Here is a 15,264-nt window from a genome sequence, read left to right on the forward strand (position 1 = left end):
AATTGAGCTAAGCTGGAAAAATGACTAAACAGACAAATGTACATCCCCCGCGGGGGCCTTCGGATCACAGCGTCCGCGATCAGGTTGTTGATGCGGCCACCGAGCATTTCGGGCATTTTGGTTATGAGAAAACCACGGTGTCCGAACTGGCTAAATCTATAGGATTTTCAAAATCTTATATCTACAAATTTTTCGACTCTAAGCAGGCGATCGGTGAGGTGATCTGCAGCAACCGGCTGGCGATGATCATGGCGATTGTCAATTCAGCGATTGCAGATGCCCCGTCGGCCTCCGAAAAATTGCGGCGTTTATTCCGGGCACTGACGGAAGCCGGCAGTGATTTGTTTTTTCACGATCGCAGGCTTTACGACATTGCCGCCGTCGCGGCGCGTGATAAGTGGCCGTCGGCAGAAGCCCATGAAGAACGGTTGCGACAGCTGATTGAGGACATCATTGTTGAAGGGCGGCAGAGCGGGGAGTTTGAGCGAAAAACGCCGCTGGACGAGGCGGCGCATGCGATATATCTGGTCATGCGACCTTACATCAGTCCGGTGCAGTTGCAATACAATCTGGAAACGGCACCGGCAGCGGCTGCGCTTCTGTCCTCGCTGATACTGAGAAGTCTGTCACCCTGAATGGTGACTATTGACATTATTGGTCACTAGTCTGAGAATGCGGTTACTGTCCTGTTAAATCAATAAGGGAACCCATGCTCAGGCTTAATCCTGCCACCTTTGCTGTTTGCCTGTTGCCGCTTGCCCTTGCGGGCTGCGGTGACTCTTCCGGTACCGACGATCCCCGTACTCAGCCTCCTCTGGTCAGGTCTGCGACCGTAGTCAGTGCTGCCGGTGCCTCCCGCGCATTTACCGGCGTTGTTGTCGCCCGGATTCAAAGCGACCTGGGTTTCAGAGTGCAGGGCAAAATTCTTGAACGTCTGGTCGACACCGGTCAGACCGTCAAACGCGGCCAGCCATTGATGCGTCTGGATCCGGTTGACCTGAGCCTGCAGGCGCAGGCTCAGCAACAGGCCGTCGCGGCTGCGCGGGCCCGTGCAAAACAAACGACTGACGACGAGGTGCGCTATCGCGGTCTGGTCGCGGCCGGCGCCGTATCGGCATCGGCTTACGATCAGATAAAGGCCGCCGCCGACACGGCCAAAGCTGAACTCAGCGCGGCTCAGGCACAGGCCAATGTGGCGCAAAATGCGACGGGTTACGCCGTACTGCTGGCCGATGCCGACGGCGTGGTCATGGAGACGCTGGCTGAACCCGGTCAGGTGGTCAGTGCCGGGCAGCCTGTGGTCCGGCTGGCCAGGGCAGGGCTGCGCGAAGCCATCGTGCAGTTGCCCGAGACGTTACGCCCGGCGGCCGGAAGCGAGGCGCAGGCCACGTTGTACGGTACCGGTAAGCAGACAGTCCCTGCGAAACTGCGGCTCCTTTCCGATGCGGCGGATCCGGTAACACGCACCTTCGAGGCGAGATATGTGCTTGAGGGCGCACTGGCAAATGCGCCGCTGGGATCCACCGTTACGCTGCATATTGCAGACGATAAATTACCGGATCAGGTGATGCAGGTGCCTTTAGCGGCCCTCTACGATCCTGGCAAGGGGCCGGGTGTCTGGGAGATTTCGGGTAAGCCCGCCAAAGTGTCATGGCGGTCCGTTCAGGTACAGGGATTGGGTGACGATGCGGCGAGGGTGACCGGTTCCCTCAAGCCGGGTGAACAGGTGGTCGCGCTGGGTGCGCATCTGCTGCATGAAGGTGAGACCGTACGCATGGCTGAACAGAGCGATGCCAGCGTCGCCGGGAGCCAGCCATGAGCGGGGGGCGGTTCAACCTTTCAGCGCTTGCCGTGCGCGAGCGCTCAATCACCCTGTTTCTTATTATCCTGATTACGGTCGCGGGCATTCTCTCCTTTTTCGAACTGGGGCGGGCTGAAGACCCGCCGTTTACCGTCAAGCAGATGACGATTATTTCCGCCTGGCCGGGTGCCACCGCGCAGGAGATGCAGGATCAGGTGGCTGAACCGCTTGAAAAGCGTATGCAGGAACTAAAGTGGTATGACCGGAGTGAGACCTACACGCGTCCCGGACTGGCTTTTACCATGCTGTCACTGCAGGACAGTACGCCACCTTCACAGGTGCAGGAAGAATTCTATCAGGCGCGTAAAAAGCTGGGCGATGAGGCTAAAAACCTGCCCGCAGGCGTCATCGGGCCGATGGTCAATGATGAATTCTCCGACGTGACCTTTGCGCTCTTTGCGCTGAAGGCGAAAGGGGAGCCACAGCGGCTGCTGGTGCGCGATGCGGAAGCGTTGCGCCAGCAAATTCTGCATGTGCCGGGGGTCAAGAAAGTCAATATCATCGGTGAACAGGCTGAACGTATCTTTGTCTCGTTCTCACATGACCGGCTGACCACGCTGGGCATTTCGCCTCAGGATATTTTCTCCGCCCTTAACAGCCAGAACGTCCTGACGCCTGCCGGTTCGATTGATACCCACGGGCCGCAGGTCTTTATCCGCCTGGACGGCGCCTTCGACAAACTGGAGAAAATCCGCCAAACGCCCATCGTTGTTCAGGGCAGAACCCTGCAGCTTTCTGACATCGCAACGGTTGAACGTGGTTATGAGGACCCGGCGACCTTCATGATCCGCAATCAGGGTGAACCGGCGCTGCTGCTGGGCATCGTTATGCGGGACGGCTGGAACGGTCTGGATCTGGGTAAGGCGCTGGATGCGGAAACGGCCAAAATCAATGAGGGTATGCCGCTGGGCATGACCCTGACCAAGGTCACGGATCAGTCAGTCAATATCAGCTCCGCCGTTGATGAGTTCATGATCAAATTCTTTGTCGCGCTGCTGGTGGTGATGGTGGTCTGCTTCGTCAGTATGGGGTGGCGCGTGGGCGTGGTGGTGGCCGCAGCGGTGCCTTTAACGCTGGCGATCGTCTTCGTGGTGATGGAGGCTTCCGGCAAAAACTTTGACCGCATTACCCTGGGCTCGCTGATCCTGGCGCTCGGGTTGCTGGTTGATGATGCCATCATCGCCATCGAAATGATGGTGGTGAAAATGGAAGAGGGCTACGACCGCATCAAAGCCTCCGCCTATGCCTGGAGTCACACGGCGGCACCGATGCTCGCCGGTACGCTGGTCACCGCCGTCGGTTTTATGCCCAACGGTTTTGCCCAGTCCACCGCCGGTGAATACACCAGCAATATGTTCTGGATTGTCGGTATTGCCCTGATTGCTTCCTGGGTCGTGGCGGTGGTGTTTACGCCTTATCTCGGCGTGAAAATGCTGCCGAAAATCAAAACGGTAGAGGGCGGGCATGCGGCGATTTACAACACCCGTCATTACAACCGTTTTCGCCGGCTACTGACCCGTGTCATCGCGCGCAAGTGGATAGTCGCCGGTACCGTTATTGCCATATTTACGGTCGCTATCCTTGGCATGGGGCTGGTGAAAAAACAATTTTTCCCGACCTCCGACCGCCCGGAGGTACTGGTTGAAGTGCAGATGCCTTATGGCACCGCGATTGAGCAGACCAGTGCCACCACGGCCAAAATTGAAGCCTGGCTGAGAAAGCAGAAAGAGGCAAAAATCATTACGTCCTACATCGGGCAAGGGTCACCACGTTTTTATCTGGCCATGGCGCCTGAGCTGCCCGATCCGTCGTTTGCGAAAATTGTCGTGCTGACGGACAGTCAGGAAGCCCGCGAGGCGCTCAAGTTCAGACTGCGTGAAGCGGCGGCCGGTGGTCTGGCACCGGAGGCGCGCGTGCGCGTGACCCAGCTGGTGTTTGGTCCGTATTCTCCTTATCCGGTGGCCTACCGGGTCATGGGACCGGATCCCACCAGACTGCGTGAAATTGCAGACCAGGTCGAAAAGGTGATGCAGGCCAGCCCGATGATGAGGACCGTCAACACCGACTGGGGACCACGGGTACCGGCGCTGCATTTCACGCTCAATCAGGACCGCCTGCAGGCGGTGGGGCTGACATCGAATGCGGTCGCGCAGCAGCTCCAGTTCCTGCTTTCAGGCGTTCCGATCACCTCGGTGCGTGAAGATATCCGTTCGGTGCAGGTCATGGGGCGCGCGGCGGGAGATATCCGGCTCGACCCGGCAAAAATAGCGGGCTTTACCTTAGTAGGTTCTTCCGGTCAGCGCATTCCGTTGTCTCAGATCGGTGAAGTTGAGGTGCAAATGGAAGATCCTGTTCTGCGCCGTCGCGATCGTACGCCGACCATTACCGTGCGGGGGGATATTGCCGAAAATCTGCAGCCGCCGGATGTCTCCACTGCAATGACCAAAGCCTTGCAGCCGGTTATTGATAAGCTTCCGGCGGGTTACCGCATTGAGCAGGCGGGGTCGATTGAAGAATCCGGAAAAGCCACCCAGGCGATGGCACCGCTGTTTCCTATCATGATTGCCATGACGTTGTTGATCATTATTCTGCAGGTACGGTCGATGTCGGCCATGGTGATGGTATTCCTCACCGCGCCACTGGGGCTGGTTGGCGTGGTGCCCACGCTGCTGCTTTTCAACCAGCCGTTTGGCATCAATGCGCTGGTAGGCTTAATCGCGCTGTCGGGCATTCTGATGCGTAACACCCTGATTCTGATAGGGCAGATCCATCACAATGAACAGGAAGGGCTGGCGCCATTCGATGCGGTGGTAGAGGCGACGGTGCAGCGGGCCCGACCGGTGTTGCTGACGGCGATGGCAGCTATTCTGGCCTTTATCCCGCTGACGCACTCGGTATTCTGGGGCACGCTGGCCTATACCCTGATTGGCGGGACGTTTGGCGGCACCATCATTACACTGGTGTTCCTGCCGGCAATGTATGCCATCTGGTTCAGGATACGTCCTGACAATCAGCCATCTCAGTAAAGGCAGGTACTGGTATAAGCATCTGCGGATGAGAATCAGCGGATCGATAAGGTGAAGAAAAACGGGAGTAAAATACCCATTTTTCTTCAACCTTACTGAGATGATTTTTTAATCACGAAGGCAGAGTCCGCTCAGTTTTTTGACGATGAAAGTGGGTGAGTTTACGCCATTTAGTTCTGTACTAAGCTTGTAATTGATTATCCGGATAACGACGGGAAAGGAATATGCATAACACCGATCCGCAATTGATTATACTGCTCTGGTTCATTCTGCCTGTCTGGCTGGCGGCTGGTTTTTGCGACTGGCTATGTCACCGTGCGACGGGGATCGAGCGAACAACGGGTGTAAAAGAAACCTGGATTCATATTCTGATGTTTCTGGAGATGGGTTTACCCCTGCTCGCCGCTTTATTCCTCGACGTCAATGCGCTGATCATTGCCTTTATGATAGTGATGTTTTTTCTGCATGAAATAACCGCTTTGTGGGATGTAAGTTATGCGGTCAGCGCCCGTAAGGTTACGCCAGTAGAACAACATATTCACAGTTTCCTGGAAATGCTACCTCTGATGGCACTGTTATTAATTATTTCCCGACACTGGAATGAATTCCTTGCCCTTATGGGCCTTAACGACGCGGCGGGCAGTTTTGATATACGGTTGCGTGCCGATCCTTTACCCGTTACTTATATCGTTGTGATTTTTTCAGGCATAATTTTGTTTGAACTCCTTCCTTACCTTGAAGAGTATTTCCGTGGCAGAAGGTATCAGAAAAAACAATCCTCCTTAATGGCAAAATAAATGCAGCGGAGTTAATCAGTTTCTCCGTCTGAGATGAAAGCATTTAATTCTCTGGCGTCATGGCTGCAAAAGAAAGTAATGTCTTGATTATAGCGGCTAAACAGTTCCCGTAATTGCTGTTGGGTACGATGTCGGGCTCCGTTATCCACCGCCATCATCCACTGGTAAAAACGCAGGCCGGGTGTACAGCGGGGCGTTTGCAGGTCCATTTCGCCCCGATAGAACCAGGCATCACCCCCATGCAGCAGCCAGCCTTGCGGCTGGCTTACGGCAATGCCTGCATGCCCCCGCGTATGACCCGCCAGCGGCACCAGCAGGATTTCCGGTGGCAATCCTTGCAGAGCCGTAACCGCCTCGAAGCCGTACCATTTTTCTCCCCGGCATTGATAGCCTGTCCAGCCAGACATACCGCTCCACTGGCCGGGCCGGTAGCGCTCACGGGCCAGCCAGCTGTGTCGCTGCTGTGCGGTATCGATTTCAGTTTGCAGTAAATGTATGCGCGCAGCAGGGAAGTCCGTCAGCCCGCCCGCATGGTCAAAATCAAGATGTGTAAGGATAATGTGACGGACATCCTCTGCGCTGAACCCCAGCGCCTCTATGCGTGAACGGGCGGTCAGCGTCTCCCGTTTTTGAATATTATTCATCAGCCGGAAAAAGCCCGACAGCCGTTTTTCCGGCTGACGGATATCATCCCGCCCGAACCCTGTATCTACCAGTACCAGTCCGTCCCGGTCAGTTTCTATAAGCAGACAATGGCAGACCAGATGCGCATAAATACCTTTACTGAAACCATCAAATAGTGCGCCGCCTACCGGGCACATACACCCGCAATTAAGATGATGAACTTTCATATATTGTCTCTTCCTCCCGAAATGACCGGAACGCCAGACCTTATCCTGCGGGTAAATAAAATGACGATGTCTTTTGAGTGGGGCGGTAACAATCCTGATTGACAGGTATTGCCGCAATCGTTAATTCATCATTAAATTATCTTCACAGTTGGGAAGTTTTTATAAGAATAATCTCAGTGTGATTTATTATGCGTATAAGCGAACAGTGTAACCTGCCCGTTGCTGTCAGCTTCTGGTACCCACCAGCCCGGTAAGCTGCACTCTGGCAACGATCAGCGGATAACAGATAATTTTTTCGCAATTAGCTGACGAATTTTATTTAGCATCCACAGGGTTGCAGCATCACTGTCACGATTGCGATGCCATAACAGGGCGAGTTCAAAGGGCGGCATATGTACCGGCACAGAGTCTGACTGGAAACCATACCGCCGGCACCAGTCATCTACCAGCATCATGGGGACCGTGGCGAACAGGGGCATCTGACTGAGCATGAGCGGCAATGTGGAAAAGTGGCTGGAAACATAGCGCACTCTCCGTGCTACCCCTGCTTTTTCCAGGCTATTGTCCATCGCACTCTGACTGGCCCCCCGGTAGGAAATCAGCAAGTGTTCATAATGAACGAATTCCGCAACCGTCAGCGGTTTGGTTATGTCGATTTGTCCGGGGTCCCAGAGCGTTTTAAATCCGGCACACGTGAGCTTTTCCCGCCGCAAATCACGTGATGTTTCCTGCCCGACAGTGATGGATAAATCGACCTTGTTCTGCTCAAGCGCACTCACCACCTTCCACGGATCAGTGGCCACTGCATTGATCGAAACCTGTGGGGCTTCGCGCATAATCCCGGCCAGCAGATCCGGCATCAGCCAGTGCTCAATCCAGTCGCTCATACCGATATTGAAGGTTAACTTATCCTTTTCCGGATTAAAGCGGGGTGGATTGAGAACCACGGCCTGTAATTGTGCCATCAGGGGCGTCAGCGCTTGTATCAGCTCGCAGGTCCTTGGCGTAGGCATCATGCCCTGAGTCGTTCTCACAAATAACGCTTCGTTAAACATGCTGCGCAACCGCCTGAGGGCCGCACTCACTGCTGGTTGTCCAAGGTGCAGCCTGTGTGCAGCCTGGGTGACGTTGCGCTCTTCATACATCACGATGAGCACCACGAGTAAATTAAGATCTATGCGACTAAAATCATTTGGATTAATGAGGGTCATTATTTTAATCAATTTAATTAATTCACGAAGCGTGAGTATAGTTCTCTCATTCTGAGCGGACAAGCCGCCAGGCATTCGCGGCGATGTAATGAAGTGGAGGAATAAATGAGAATAACCGTAGGGCAATGTCAGGTTGAGAAAATAACGGAACAAACAACGTCCTTTCCCCTGAGGCAGCTATTTCCCGACCATCTCGATGAGATGATAAATTATCCTGAAGATGCTGCGGTCGGGCTTTCCATTCATAGCTGGCTGGTAAAAACCCCGGAAGATATCATCCTGATAGATACGGCGACGGGAAATGGCAGGAACAGAGGGGGCATCCCTTTATTTGACCATCTTAACAGCGATTATCTTGAACGTCTGAAACAGACCGGGATCGCTGCGGAACAGGTCTCGTTAGTGTTAATGACGCATATCCATACCGATCACGTTGGCTGGAATACGCATTGGAATGAAGGCGAGTGGCAGCCCCTTTTTCCACATGCACGTTATGTTTGTTCGGCCCGGGAGCTCGCGAAGTGTCAGGCCGATCCTGGCAGGCAGGAGCTGTATCGCGACAGCATTCTGCCGCTGATAAAAAGCGGCCAGCTGGATGCTATCGACATTGAACAGTCGCCGTTATTTTCCGGCGTCTTGCGCTATATGCCAACGCCCGGTCACAGTGATGACCATGGCTCTTTACTCCTGGTCTCAGACCAACAGCACGCCATATTTACCGGGGATCTGATGCACCATGAAGTGCAGTTTGAACATCCGCATTGGAATTCGGTTTTCTGCGAAAACAAACCGCAGGCATCCCTTTCACGCCGTAAAGCAATCGACTGGGCATTAGAGCATCAGGCAATCTGGTTCAGTTCACACTTTGCAGGTGCTTCTTTCGGCAGGGTCAGGTATGACGGCAGTCAGCGTTATCAGTGGCAAACGCCGGAGGAAGAATAATGTTCCGACAAGAGGATTATGCAAAAGCATCCGTCACTGAATTACTGCAAAAATTGCAGAATGGTGAGACCCGTGCAGCGACGTTGACGGAGTTTGCACTGGCGATTATTGCTGAGCGCGAGCCCGCCCTGAACGCCATTACCTGGCTCTATGCTGATGAGGCAAGACAGGCTGCCATCGCGAGCGATGAAAAACGGCGGCGCGGCCATCCCTGCGGCAGGCTGGAAGGTATCCCTCTGCTGGTTAAAGACAATATTGATGTTGCAGGATGGCCGACAACGGCGGGATCAAAAGCGCTGCTGGGGATTATTGCAGACCATGATGCACCTCTGGTGAAACGTCTGCGTGAAGAAGGGGCAATCCTGTTGGGTAAAACGGCCATGCATGAACTGGCGGCTGGCATTACGGGCGCCTCATCACTGAGCGGTTATACCCATAACGCCTACCGACCGGGCTATAACCCTGGCGGCTCAAGCAGTGGTTCCGCAGTCGCAGTCGCAGCAGGTTATGTTCCCTTTGCTGTCGGTACGGATACAGCAGGGTCGGTGCGAATTCCTGCCGCTTTTAATCTGCTTTATGGCCTGCGGCCGACCCGGGGCAGCGTTCCGATGGCAGGCATTGTGCCGTTGTCTCCAACACAGGATATTGCTGGCCCGTTGGTACGCCATGCCAAAGATTTGCGGTGGGTGACTGAAGTTATGACGGGTAAAAGTTTCCCGCCCCGGGGGGAAAAATTACGTATTGGCTGGCTTGACAGTGCTTTTAACGATATCAGCGACACGAGCAGAAATAAAATGCGGGCCGCTGTGCAGAATATCGGTGCCGAAGTCGTAACGGTCGGTGTTACCTCTTTAGATTCGCTCGCTGAGGCGGCCAATATTATCGCTTACGAGTTTGCAGAGTCATTAAACGCATTTTTGAGTGCCAGACCGCAGGCCAGTTTTACATCGCTTCAGGAAATCGTGGCCGCCAATATTCACCATCCGCAACTTGACGCCGTATTCAGGGCGCGTGCAGAGCACGCCGGGACAAATAGCCCTGAATATCGTGGTGTACAGCAGCGGCAACGTGATTTCTATAATTTACTGAAAGCCTTGTTTGCAGACCACGATATCAATCTTCTCGCCTATCCGGTCATGCGTCATCCGCCGGTCAAACACGGAGAAACTCAAACGGGCAGCAACGCCTTGTTTGCGGCGACCAGCGGGACACCTGCGCTGACTTTTCCCGTAGGATTTGACGAACAAGGCTTTCCGCTTGGGCTGGAGCTTCTCGCCTTACGTGACAGAGAGGACTTACTGCTAAATGTATTCCTGAAGGAGCAAAACGGCGCGGCAGGTTAACGCCTCTTCATATCCACAGTGATAACCTGTTATCACAGACAGACCTGCGCGCCATCTATAGGTAAAGCCTTTGCTCGTGGATCCTAAATATAATAGGTTGACAACAAGTTTCCATTATGAAAAACAGATTGAGGTCCGGCTAACCCGGAGCGATTCAGGCAGTATAATTATTCCATCGAATGATAAAGCCAGATTTCCCTAAATCCCTGAGACAGGAATTAAAGTGAGTATTTCAGAGAAACATGAATGGCATAAGAATGACTACCTGGTAAGTACAGACAGAGAAAAACTGGATGTACAGGCTATCCACCGGTATCTGACAAGGTCCACCTGGGCTAAAGGTATTCATCTGGATATTGTCTTCGCATCAATAGAAAACAGCCTTAACTTTGGCGTTTATCATAATGAAATCCAGATAGGTTTCGCTCGCCTGATAACCGATTATGCTACATTTGCTTATCTTTGCGATGTGTATATTCTTGAAGAATATCATGGAGAAGGGCTGGGAAGATGGGTTATGGAATGCATACATAATCACCCTGTGTTCGGGCAGCTTCGGAGGATCATGCTGTTCACAACAACAGCACCCTGGCTTTATGAAAAGTTTGGCTACGAGCCCGTAAATCGGGAAAACTATGCATGGACAATTACCCGACCTGATATTTACACCGATAGAAAAAAGCCTGGCTGACCAACACTCATATTCGGCTTATTTATCATTCAGTTCATATCCAGGGTAATCCCAGTCCGATGAGCTAAATTTTAAAAGGCTCGCCTAAGGCAACTTAAGCGGGCCTTTTGGCTTTCCCAGCCTGTCAGGCAGGTCACGTGCTTCTTTATCGCCAGCAATATGATCCTGAACCTATCCAGTGAGAAACATTGCTTGAATGTTCATCAGTGTCTGTTTATAAAAGCCCTCCATAGGGCTCGCGCTGACGCATTAAGCGGCTCCGGCGAGCGGAGAGGGTGATCAGCTGTTCATACGAAGGAAGTACGATGCTTTTGTCAGATTCAAGCTTTACAATAACCGCATATCAATCGTCATTTAAAGAATGAGCCGTCAGGTGTTTGTTTCTCTGGACGGGCCGAAGGGAGCCGGTAAAACCACACTGCTGGAAGCCATTACGAAAGTACTCAGGGCAGACAACAAGAAGGTGATCCGACTTTGCGAGAAAAAAAGTGATCCCAGCAGGGGGGAAACAATGGCCCTCGTGAACAGGTTCGTCAGAAATCCCACCCTGGATTTGGAACTGGAGATTTGTGAGCGCTTTGCTGACAGCCGTGCCTGGATTTCCCGGCACGTTCTGACTAAGCAGCCACCTGACAGCATTATCTTGATGGATCGCTGGTACCCGTCGGATGCTGCGTTTCGCCGCAGGGTTCCATTCGCACAGATTTTACAGCTTAATATGGAACGAAACGTGCGAGTGCCAGACCTGCATGTCGGGGTTGTAACTGCGCCTGATATTTCATGGGCGAGAGCCGCAGCCCGAACACGCGGGCTGAGTAGTACGGTGATTCATAAGCTGGAAGAGCATGTCGCTTGTACCGAAGCGTTCGAGCGAGAAATTGCACATCAGGGCTGGGTTTTATGCCGTAATGAAGGAACGATCGAAGACGCAACGATGCAGGTGATATCTGAGATCTACAGAGTGCCTGGATGCCCCGCTGGCACTGGTTTTGCGGGCAGCGGTTCCTGACCGGCTCCTTGCTGTGAGTTCAACTGATCGATGCAACGCTATCGCAAAATTTCGGCATCTTATGCCAGTGAGTATCTTAATTTCTAGTCAACCTTTTCATCTTAGGAGTGAGTAAATTGAAAACCGATTGGCATAGCTCATCACTGACCAGTACCACCAGCATTGATAAAAACTATAAAAATACACAAAACGTTCGTCGTTTCATGATTAAGGAGTGTGGTGAAGATTTTCGATTCGATCGTGAATTTATGATGTGGATACGTAATGATGATCCAAAAACTTTGGGTGATGTTGTAAATGAGTGGAAGCGCAGACATTCGTTTTAATAAACCAAACCAGCTCCTCGCTCATTGCTCATTGCAGTCCCTTGGTGTTGCTTCAGTAGCGCTTTACCAGAAGCGGACACGGCTGGCTATCATCATGGTGTGTTAACCGATGGCGAGCAGGTTAAAGGTCGCCTGTTTGTTATTCTTTTCGTTCGACTTTGCAAATGTGTTCTGAGGATCCCGACATGACCACCTTTCATCAACTTACCGCCACCAGTCTGGGTGGTCAGCTTATCTCTATGGCCGACTACGCTGGCAAGCTGGTTGTGGTGGTTAATACCGCCAGCCATTGTGGCTTCACACCACAATACGCAGGCCTTGAAGCGCTCTACAAGAAGTATGCTGCACAGGGGCTGATGGTGCTCGGTTTTCCCTGCAACCAGTTCGGTAAGCAGGAACCCGGCGGTGCCGACGAAATCGCACAGACTTGTCACATTAACTACGGAGTGAGCTTCCCGATGTTTGAGAAAGTTGAGGTCAACGGAACTGCTACGCACCCTGTGTTTAGGTATCTGAAAAACGAATTGCCCGGCGTGCTGGGTGGACGGATCAAGTGGAACTTCACTAAGTTCCTGATCGGACGCGACGGCAAACCGCTCAAGCGTTTTGCTCCGATCTCCACCCCGGAAAAAATGGAAGCCGTAATCCTTACTGCGCTTGAAATCTGAATATTCCTGTCATCCGAACAGCCCGCTCTTAGAGAGCTTCCGACAAATAAAGAGAATGGGCTCTGTACAAAAGTTTATTGAATTTGCAGATCGCTATAACTGGATATCTTGCCTTTCTAAGCCTAATGATTTGGCTAAAGAAATAGCAATTGCCAAAGCATGGATTGTTACTGTGGTAGTCGTACTGCTTAATGAACGGCAGAAAAATGATTTTCATTTCTATCTCAACGGGTACAGAGAAAATCTTCCCGCCTGGTTAGATAACACTGTAAAAATGCTTTGATGTTCTCAAAACCACTGATCTGCTAACGATGCCGGTTTTACTATGAGTAGCGATATCCGCTCTTCGCTGTGAGTTCAATCTGACCGCTTTGTGCCAAAAGCGGCCGTTGTTGGCATAGTGTTATGTTGTTAACCGGGAGAAATTCATAGGGTGTGCGGTTCGAGCAATGAGGGAGTTGTCTGACACTGATTAATGATGGAGAAGATGAATGACAAGTGATTTGATCGCGGTTTCTGCTATTGGCGTAGCTATCCTGTTTGGTGCAATGAGCCCGGGAGTTAGCTTTCTTCTCGTCGCCCGAATGGCCATGTCCAGTTCGAGACGGGCGGCTTTATCTGTTGCTGCAGGTATGGGTTTTGGTGCGTCTGTTTTTGCTGCCATAGCGTTAGCAGGTCTTCACACCCTTCTGAGTCTGGTCCCATCACTTTACACAGGACTTAAGGTTGCAGGCGGTTGCTATCTTTTATGGCTGGCGTTGCAAATGTTTCGTCGTCCTTCAAATCGTTTTAATGATTCTGCCGGTACAGAGGAAGTAAGCGTCTCAAAAGCTTTTATGACTGGCGTTTTTACGCAAATCAGCAATCCTCATACTGCGCTGGTATTTGCCAGTATTTTTTCCGCAGCGCTTAGCAAAAATATTCAGCCTGTTATGTACATTATCCTGCCCACAATGGCATTCGTTATTGATGTGCTCTGGTATGCAGTCGTTGCATGCTTATTATCAACTGACGGGCCACGTCAGGCTTACATTAAATACCGTAAGTTTATAGATAAATTAAGCGGAGGCGTTATGGCCTTTTTGGGAATACGACTGCTGCTGAAGTGAGCCTGGCGAGTACGATGTCCTCTAGTGATACGAAGTGTTCATGCCCGCTCCTTGCCCAGAGCGGACCTGGCTGTCTTGCTTTCAGTCCGCTCCTCGCTCAGAGCGGTTCAATCAGGGTGTTGCATCCATCAGTTGAACTCACAGTCCAGTAGCGGACATTCATAGCGAATGATATGGTGATTTCGAGTGAAGGGCAGAATCCCAAATGGGTGGAGGTGATTTTGAGAACGCAGAAAAAATGCATGGGATATGTGGCTATCGTCGTCGACGATTATGACCGAGCGATTGAATATTACACAAGCAAGCTCGGGTTTACGCTTGTTGAAGACACGCCTCAACCTGGCAAACGCTGGGTGGTTGTGACTCCTAACCCGGAAAGTGACTGCAATATTCTCCTGGCCCGAGCCTCAAACGATAGGCAGGAAACCTTTATCGGTAATCAGTGTGGCGGCCGCGTGTTCCTTTTCCTTCAGACCGACGATTTTTGGCGCGATTATGACGCTATGAAGACTGCAGGCGTTCAATTTTGCGAGGAACCACGTGAGGAAGAGTACGGGACAGTGGTTGTATTTGAGGATCTCTTTGGAAATCGCTGGGACTTGTACCAGAATAACTAATTTTCCAAAGCGCTGTAGGGCGCTTCTTTAGCTTCAGTTTAGCTATCCATGATTTAGCGTAAATACGCTCACATTGATTGTCTGAGCCATTCACTCTGTGTTAGAGAAAAAAGCAGGCTAGGCGGCGCGTCTTTCACATCATGGATCTCTTTTACGTATTGCAACCCGGCTTTTTGAAGAACTTTCTGCGATGCCATGTGGTTTCCTCTAACTACGGCAGATATCTCAGTCAGCTTTAACTCACCAAATCCATATCTGACGGAGTATTTCGAAAACTCTGTCGCCAGACCTTTTCCCCATGCCTCTGTGGCGAAACGATATCCTAAGTTATTAATTACGATATCTGCATAACTGCTGATGCTCAGACCTCCAAAACCAATGATCCTTTCAGGACTATCCTGCAAAGAGATTGCCCAGTTTCCAAAACTGTGAGTTTCCCAGTGGTTGATCCAGCGAGCTAAAACAATTTGTGCATGTTGTATGTCAGGATATGGCCCTGCGGGGTTAAAGGTGTTTGTAGCCGGGTCGCCATAAATTCTGAAAAGGTCATTCAAGTCAGATGTAGTTACGGGGCGAAGATGCAGTCTGGTGAGTTGTAGTTGCAAAACAATTTCCTAAATAATGTGTTCATTAGGTTAGTTATATATCTGTTTTTATAGTTAGGGAAAAGCAGGTTCGCAACACCTCACCGTCAATTACCATACAGAGTTGTTGGCAATGATTTCGATGCTAGTTTACAGATCCGAATGTCGCTATGTCCGTTCCTCGCTCACAGCCGCCCTTGATCCTTCAGCGGACAGGTCAGGGTCATCA

The 15,264-nt window shown here is 51.7% G+C and carries 16 protein-coding genes; 13 read left to right on the forward strand and 3 right to left on the reverse strand.

Features of this window, described 5'->3' with window-relative positions; genetic code table 11:
* The first annotated feature begins 20 nt into the window (after positions 1–20).
* The 4 genes from ETV65_RS23605 to ETV65_RS23620 all read left to right on the forward strand — a co-directional run bounded on the left by ETV65_RS23605 (position 21) and on the right by ETV65_RS23620 (position 5,684).
* Positions 21–635 carry a TetR/AcrR family transcriptional regulator gene (locus tag ETV65_RS23605; protein ID WP_129955522.1) on the forward strand — a complete coding sequence of 205 codons (615 nt, stop codon included), beginning with the start codon at positions 21–23 and terminating at the stop codon, positions 633–635.
* Positions 636–709: 74 nt separating this feature from the next.
* Positions 710–1,819, forward strand: a complete 1,110-nt coding sequence (locus tag ETV65_RS23610) for an efflux RND transporter periplasmic adaptor subunit (protein ID WP_129955523.1) — start codon at positions 710–712, stop codon at positions 1,817–1,819.
* On the forward strand, positions 1,816–4,887 hold the full coding sequence (locus ETV65_RS23615) for an efflux RND transporter permease subunit (RefSeq protein ID WP_129955524.1): 3,072 nt from the start codon (positions 1,816–1,818) through the stop codon (positions 4,885–4,887). Before ETV65_RS23610 ends, ETV65_RS23615 begins: the two co-directional genes overlap by 4 nt.
* A gap of 224 nt (positions 4,888–5,111) precedes the next feature.
* Positions 5,112–5,684 carry a diguanylate cyclase gene (locus ETV65_RS23620; RefSeq protein WP_129955525.1) on the forward strand — a complete coding sequence of 191 codons (573 nt, stop codon included), beginning with the start codon at positions 5,112–5,114 and terminating at the stop codon, positions 5,682–5,684.
* A gap of 11 nt (positions 5,685–5,695) precedes the next feature.
* Here ETV65_RS23620 and ETV65_RS23625 read toward each other — a convergent pair whose 3' ends face one another.
* Together ETV65_RS23625 and ETV65_RS23630 are read right to left on the reverse strand one after the other, a co-directional pair.
* Complete coding sequence (locus ETV65_RS23625; RefSeq protein WP_129955526.1) at positions 5,696–6,535, reverse strand: MBL fold metallo-hydrolase; 840 nt, start codon at positions 6,533–6,535, stop codon at positions 5,696–5,698.
* Positions 6,536–6,807: 272 nt separating this feature from the next.
* Positions 6,808–7,899 (reverse strand): LysR family transcriptional regulator, encoded by a 1,092-nt coding sequence (locus ETV65_RS23630; protein WP_240782873.1) that lies wholly within the window; start codon positions 7,897–7,899, stop codon positions 6,808–6,810.
* 48 nt (positions 7,900–7,947) lie between these two features.
* Between ETV65_RS23630 and ETV65_RS23635 the strand changes: the two genes are divergently transcribed.
* The 9 genes from ETV65_RS23635 (at position 7,948) to ETV65_RS23675 (ending at position 14,451) form a co-directional block, all read left to right on the forward strand.
* Positions 7,948–8,688 (forward strand): MBL fold metallo-hydrolase, encoded by a 741-nt coding sequence (locus ETV65_RS23635; RefSeq protein WP_231572432.1) that lies wholly within the window; start codon positions 7,948–7,950, stop codon positions 8,686–8,688.
* The gene (locus ETV65_RS23640; RefSeq protein WP_129955528.1) at positions 8,688–10,031 is read left to right on the forward strand and encodes an amidase; all 1,344 of its coding nucleotides are present in this window, start codon (positions 8,688–8,690) and stop codon (positions 10,029–10,031) included. The genes ETV65_RS23635 and ETV65_RS23640 overlap by 1 nt, the downstream gene beginning before the upstream one ends.
* 223 nt (positions 10,032–10,254) lie before the next feature.
* Positions 10,255–10,722, forward strand: coding sequence for a GNAT family N-acetyltransferase (locus tag ETV65_RS23645; protein ID WP_129955529.1), 468 nt, complete (start codon positions 10,255–10,257; stop codon positions 10,720–10,722).
* 361 nt (positions 10,723–11,083) lie between these two features.
* The gene (locus ETV65_RS23650) at positions 11,084–11,731 is read left to right on the forward strand and encodes a dTMP kinase (protein ID WP_129955530.1); all 648 of its coding nucleotides are present in this window, start codon (positions 11,084–11,086) and stop codon (positions 11,729–11,731) included.
* A 116-nt stretch (positions 11,732–11,847) separates the two neighbouring features.
* Positions 11,848–12,057: a DUF6434 domain-containing protein gene (locus ETV65_RS23655; protein WP_129955531.1), complete on the forward strand. Its 210-nt coding sequence runs from the start codon at positions 11,848–11,850 to the stop codon at positions 12,055–12,057.
* A gap of 185 nt (positions 12,058–12,242) precedes the next feature.
* The gene (locus ETV65_RS23660) at positions 12,243–12,725 is read left to right on the forward strand and encodes a glutathione peroxidase (RefSeq protein WP_129955532.1); all 483 of its coding nucleotides are present in this window, start codon (positions 12,243–12,245) and stop codon (positions 12,723–12,725) included.
* A gap of 55 nt (positions 12,726–12,780) precedes the next feature.
* Entirely contained in the window at positions 12,781–13,008 is a 228-nt protein-coding gene (locus tag ETV65_RS23665) for a hypothetical protein (protein ID WP_205951632.1), read from the forward strand.
* A 208-nt stretch (positions 13,009–13,216) separates the two neighbouring features.
* Entirely contained in the window at positions 13,217–13,834 is a 618-nt protein-coding gene (locus ETV65_RS23670; RefSeq protein WP_129955533.1) for a LysE family transporter, read from the forward strand.
* A gap of 221 nt (positions 13,835–14,055) precedes the next feature.
* Positions 14,056–14,451 (forward strand): VOC family protein, encoded by a 396-nt coding sequence (locus ETV65_RS23675; RefSeq protein WP_129955568.1) that lies wholly within the window; start codon positions 14,056–14,058, stop codon positions 14,449–14,451.
* A gap of 68 nt (positions 14,452–14,519) precedes the next feature.
* On the opposite strand, the gene ETV65_RS23680 is transcribed toward ETV65_RS23675, so the two are convergent.
* Entirely contained in the window at positions 14,520–15,056 is a 537-nt protein-coding gene (locus ETV65_RS23680) for a GNAT family N-acetyltransferase (protein WP_129955534.1), read from the reverse strand.
* Positions 15,057–15,264 lie beyond the last annotated feature (208 nt).

This window comes from Rahnella sp. RFA10(1/100), assembly GCF_004195115.1.
In the GTDB taxonomy this organism is placed as follows: Bacteria; Pseudomonadota; Gammaproteobacteria; order Enterobacterales; family Enterobacteriaceae; genus Rahnella; species Rahnella perminowiae.

Bases quoted from the DNA above. Each gene is read 5' to 3' on its own strand.
- ETV65_RS23605 (WP_129955522.1), top strand. From the start codon at position 21: ATGACTAAACAGACAAATGTACATCCCCCGCGGGGGCCTTCGGATCAC.
- ETV65_RS23610 (WP_129955523.1), top strand. From the start codon at position 710: ATGCTCAGGCTTAATCCTGCCACCTTTGCTGTTTGCCTGTTGCCGCTT.
- ETV65_RS23615 (WP_129955524.1), top strand. From the start codon at position 1,816: ATGAGCGGGGGGCGGTTCAACCTTTCAGCGCTTGCCGTGCGCGAGCGC.
- ETV65_RS23620 (WP_129955525.1), top strand. From the start codon at position 5,112: ATGCATAACACCGATCCGCAATTGATTATACTGCTCTGGTTCATTCTG.
- ETV65_RS23625 (WP_129955526.1), bottom strand. From the start codon at position 6,535: ATGAAAGTTCATCATCTTAATTGCGGGTGTATGTGCCCGGTAGGCGGC.
- ETV65_RS23635 (WP_231572432.1), top strand. From the start codon at position 7,948: ATGATAAATTATCCTGAAGATGCTGCGGTCGGGCTTTCCATTCATAGC.
- ETV65_RS23640 (WP_129955528.1), top strand. From the start codon at position 8,688: ATGTTCCGACAAGAGGATTATGCAAAAGCATCCGTCACTGAATTACTG.
- ETV65_RS23650 (WP_129955530.1), top strand. From the start codon at position 11,084: ATGAGCCGTCAGGTGTTTGTTTCTCTGGACGGGCCGAAGGGAGCCGGT.
- ETV65_RS23660 (WP_129955532.1), top strand. From the start codon at position 12,243: ATGACCACCTTTCATCAACTTACCGCCACCAGTCTGGGTGGTCAGCTT.
- ETV65_RS23665 (WP_205951632.1), top strand. From the start codon at position 12,781: ATGGGCTCTGTACAAAAGTTTATTGAATTTGCAGATCGCTATAACTGG.
- ETV65_RS23670 (WP_129955533.1), top strand. From the start codon at position 13,217: ATGACAAGTGATTTGATCGCGGTTTCTGCTATTGGCGTAGCTATCCTG.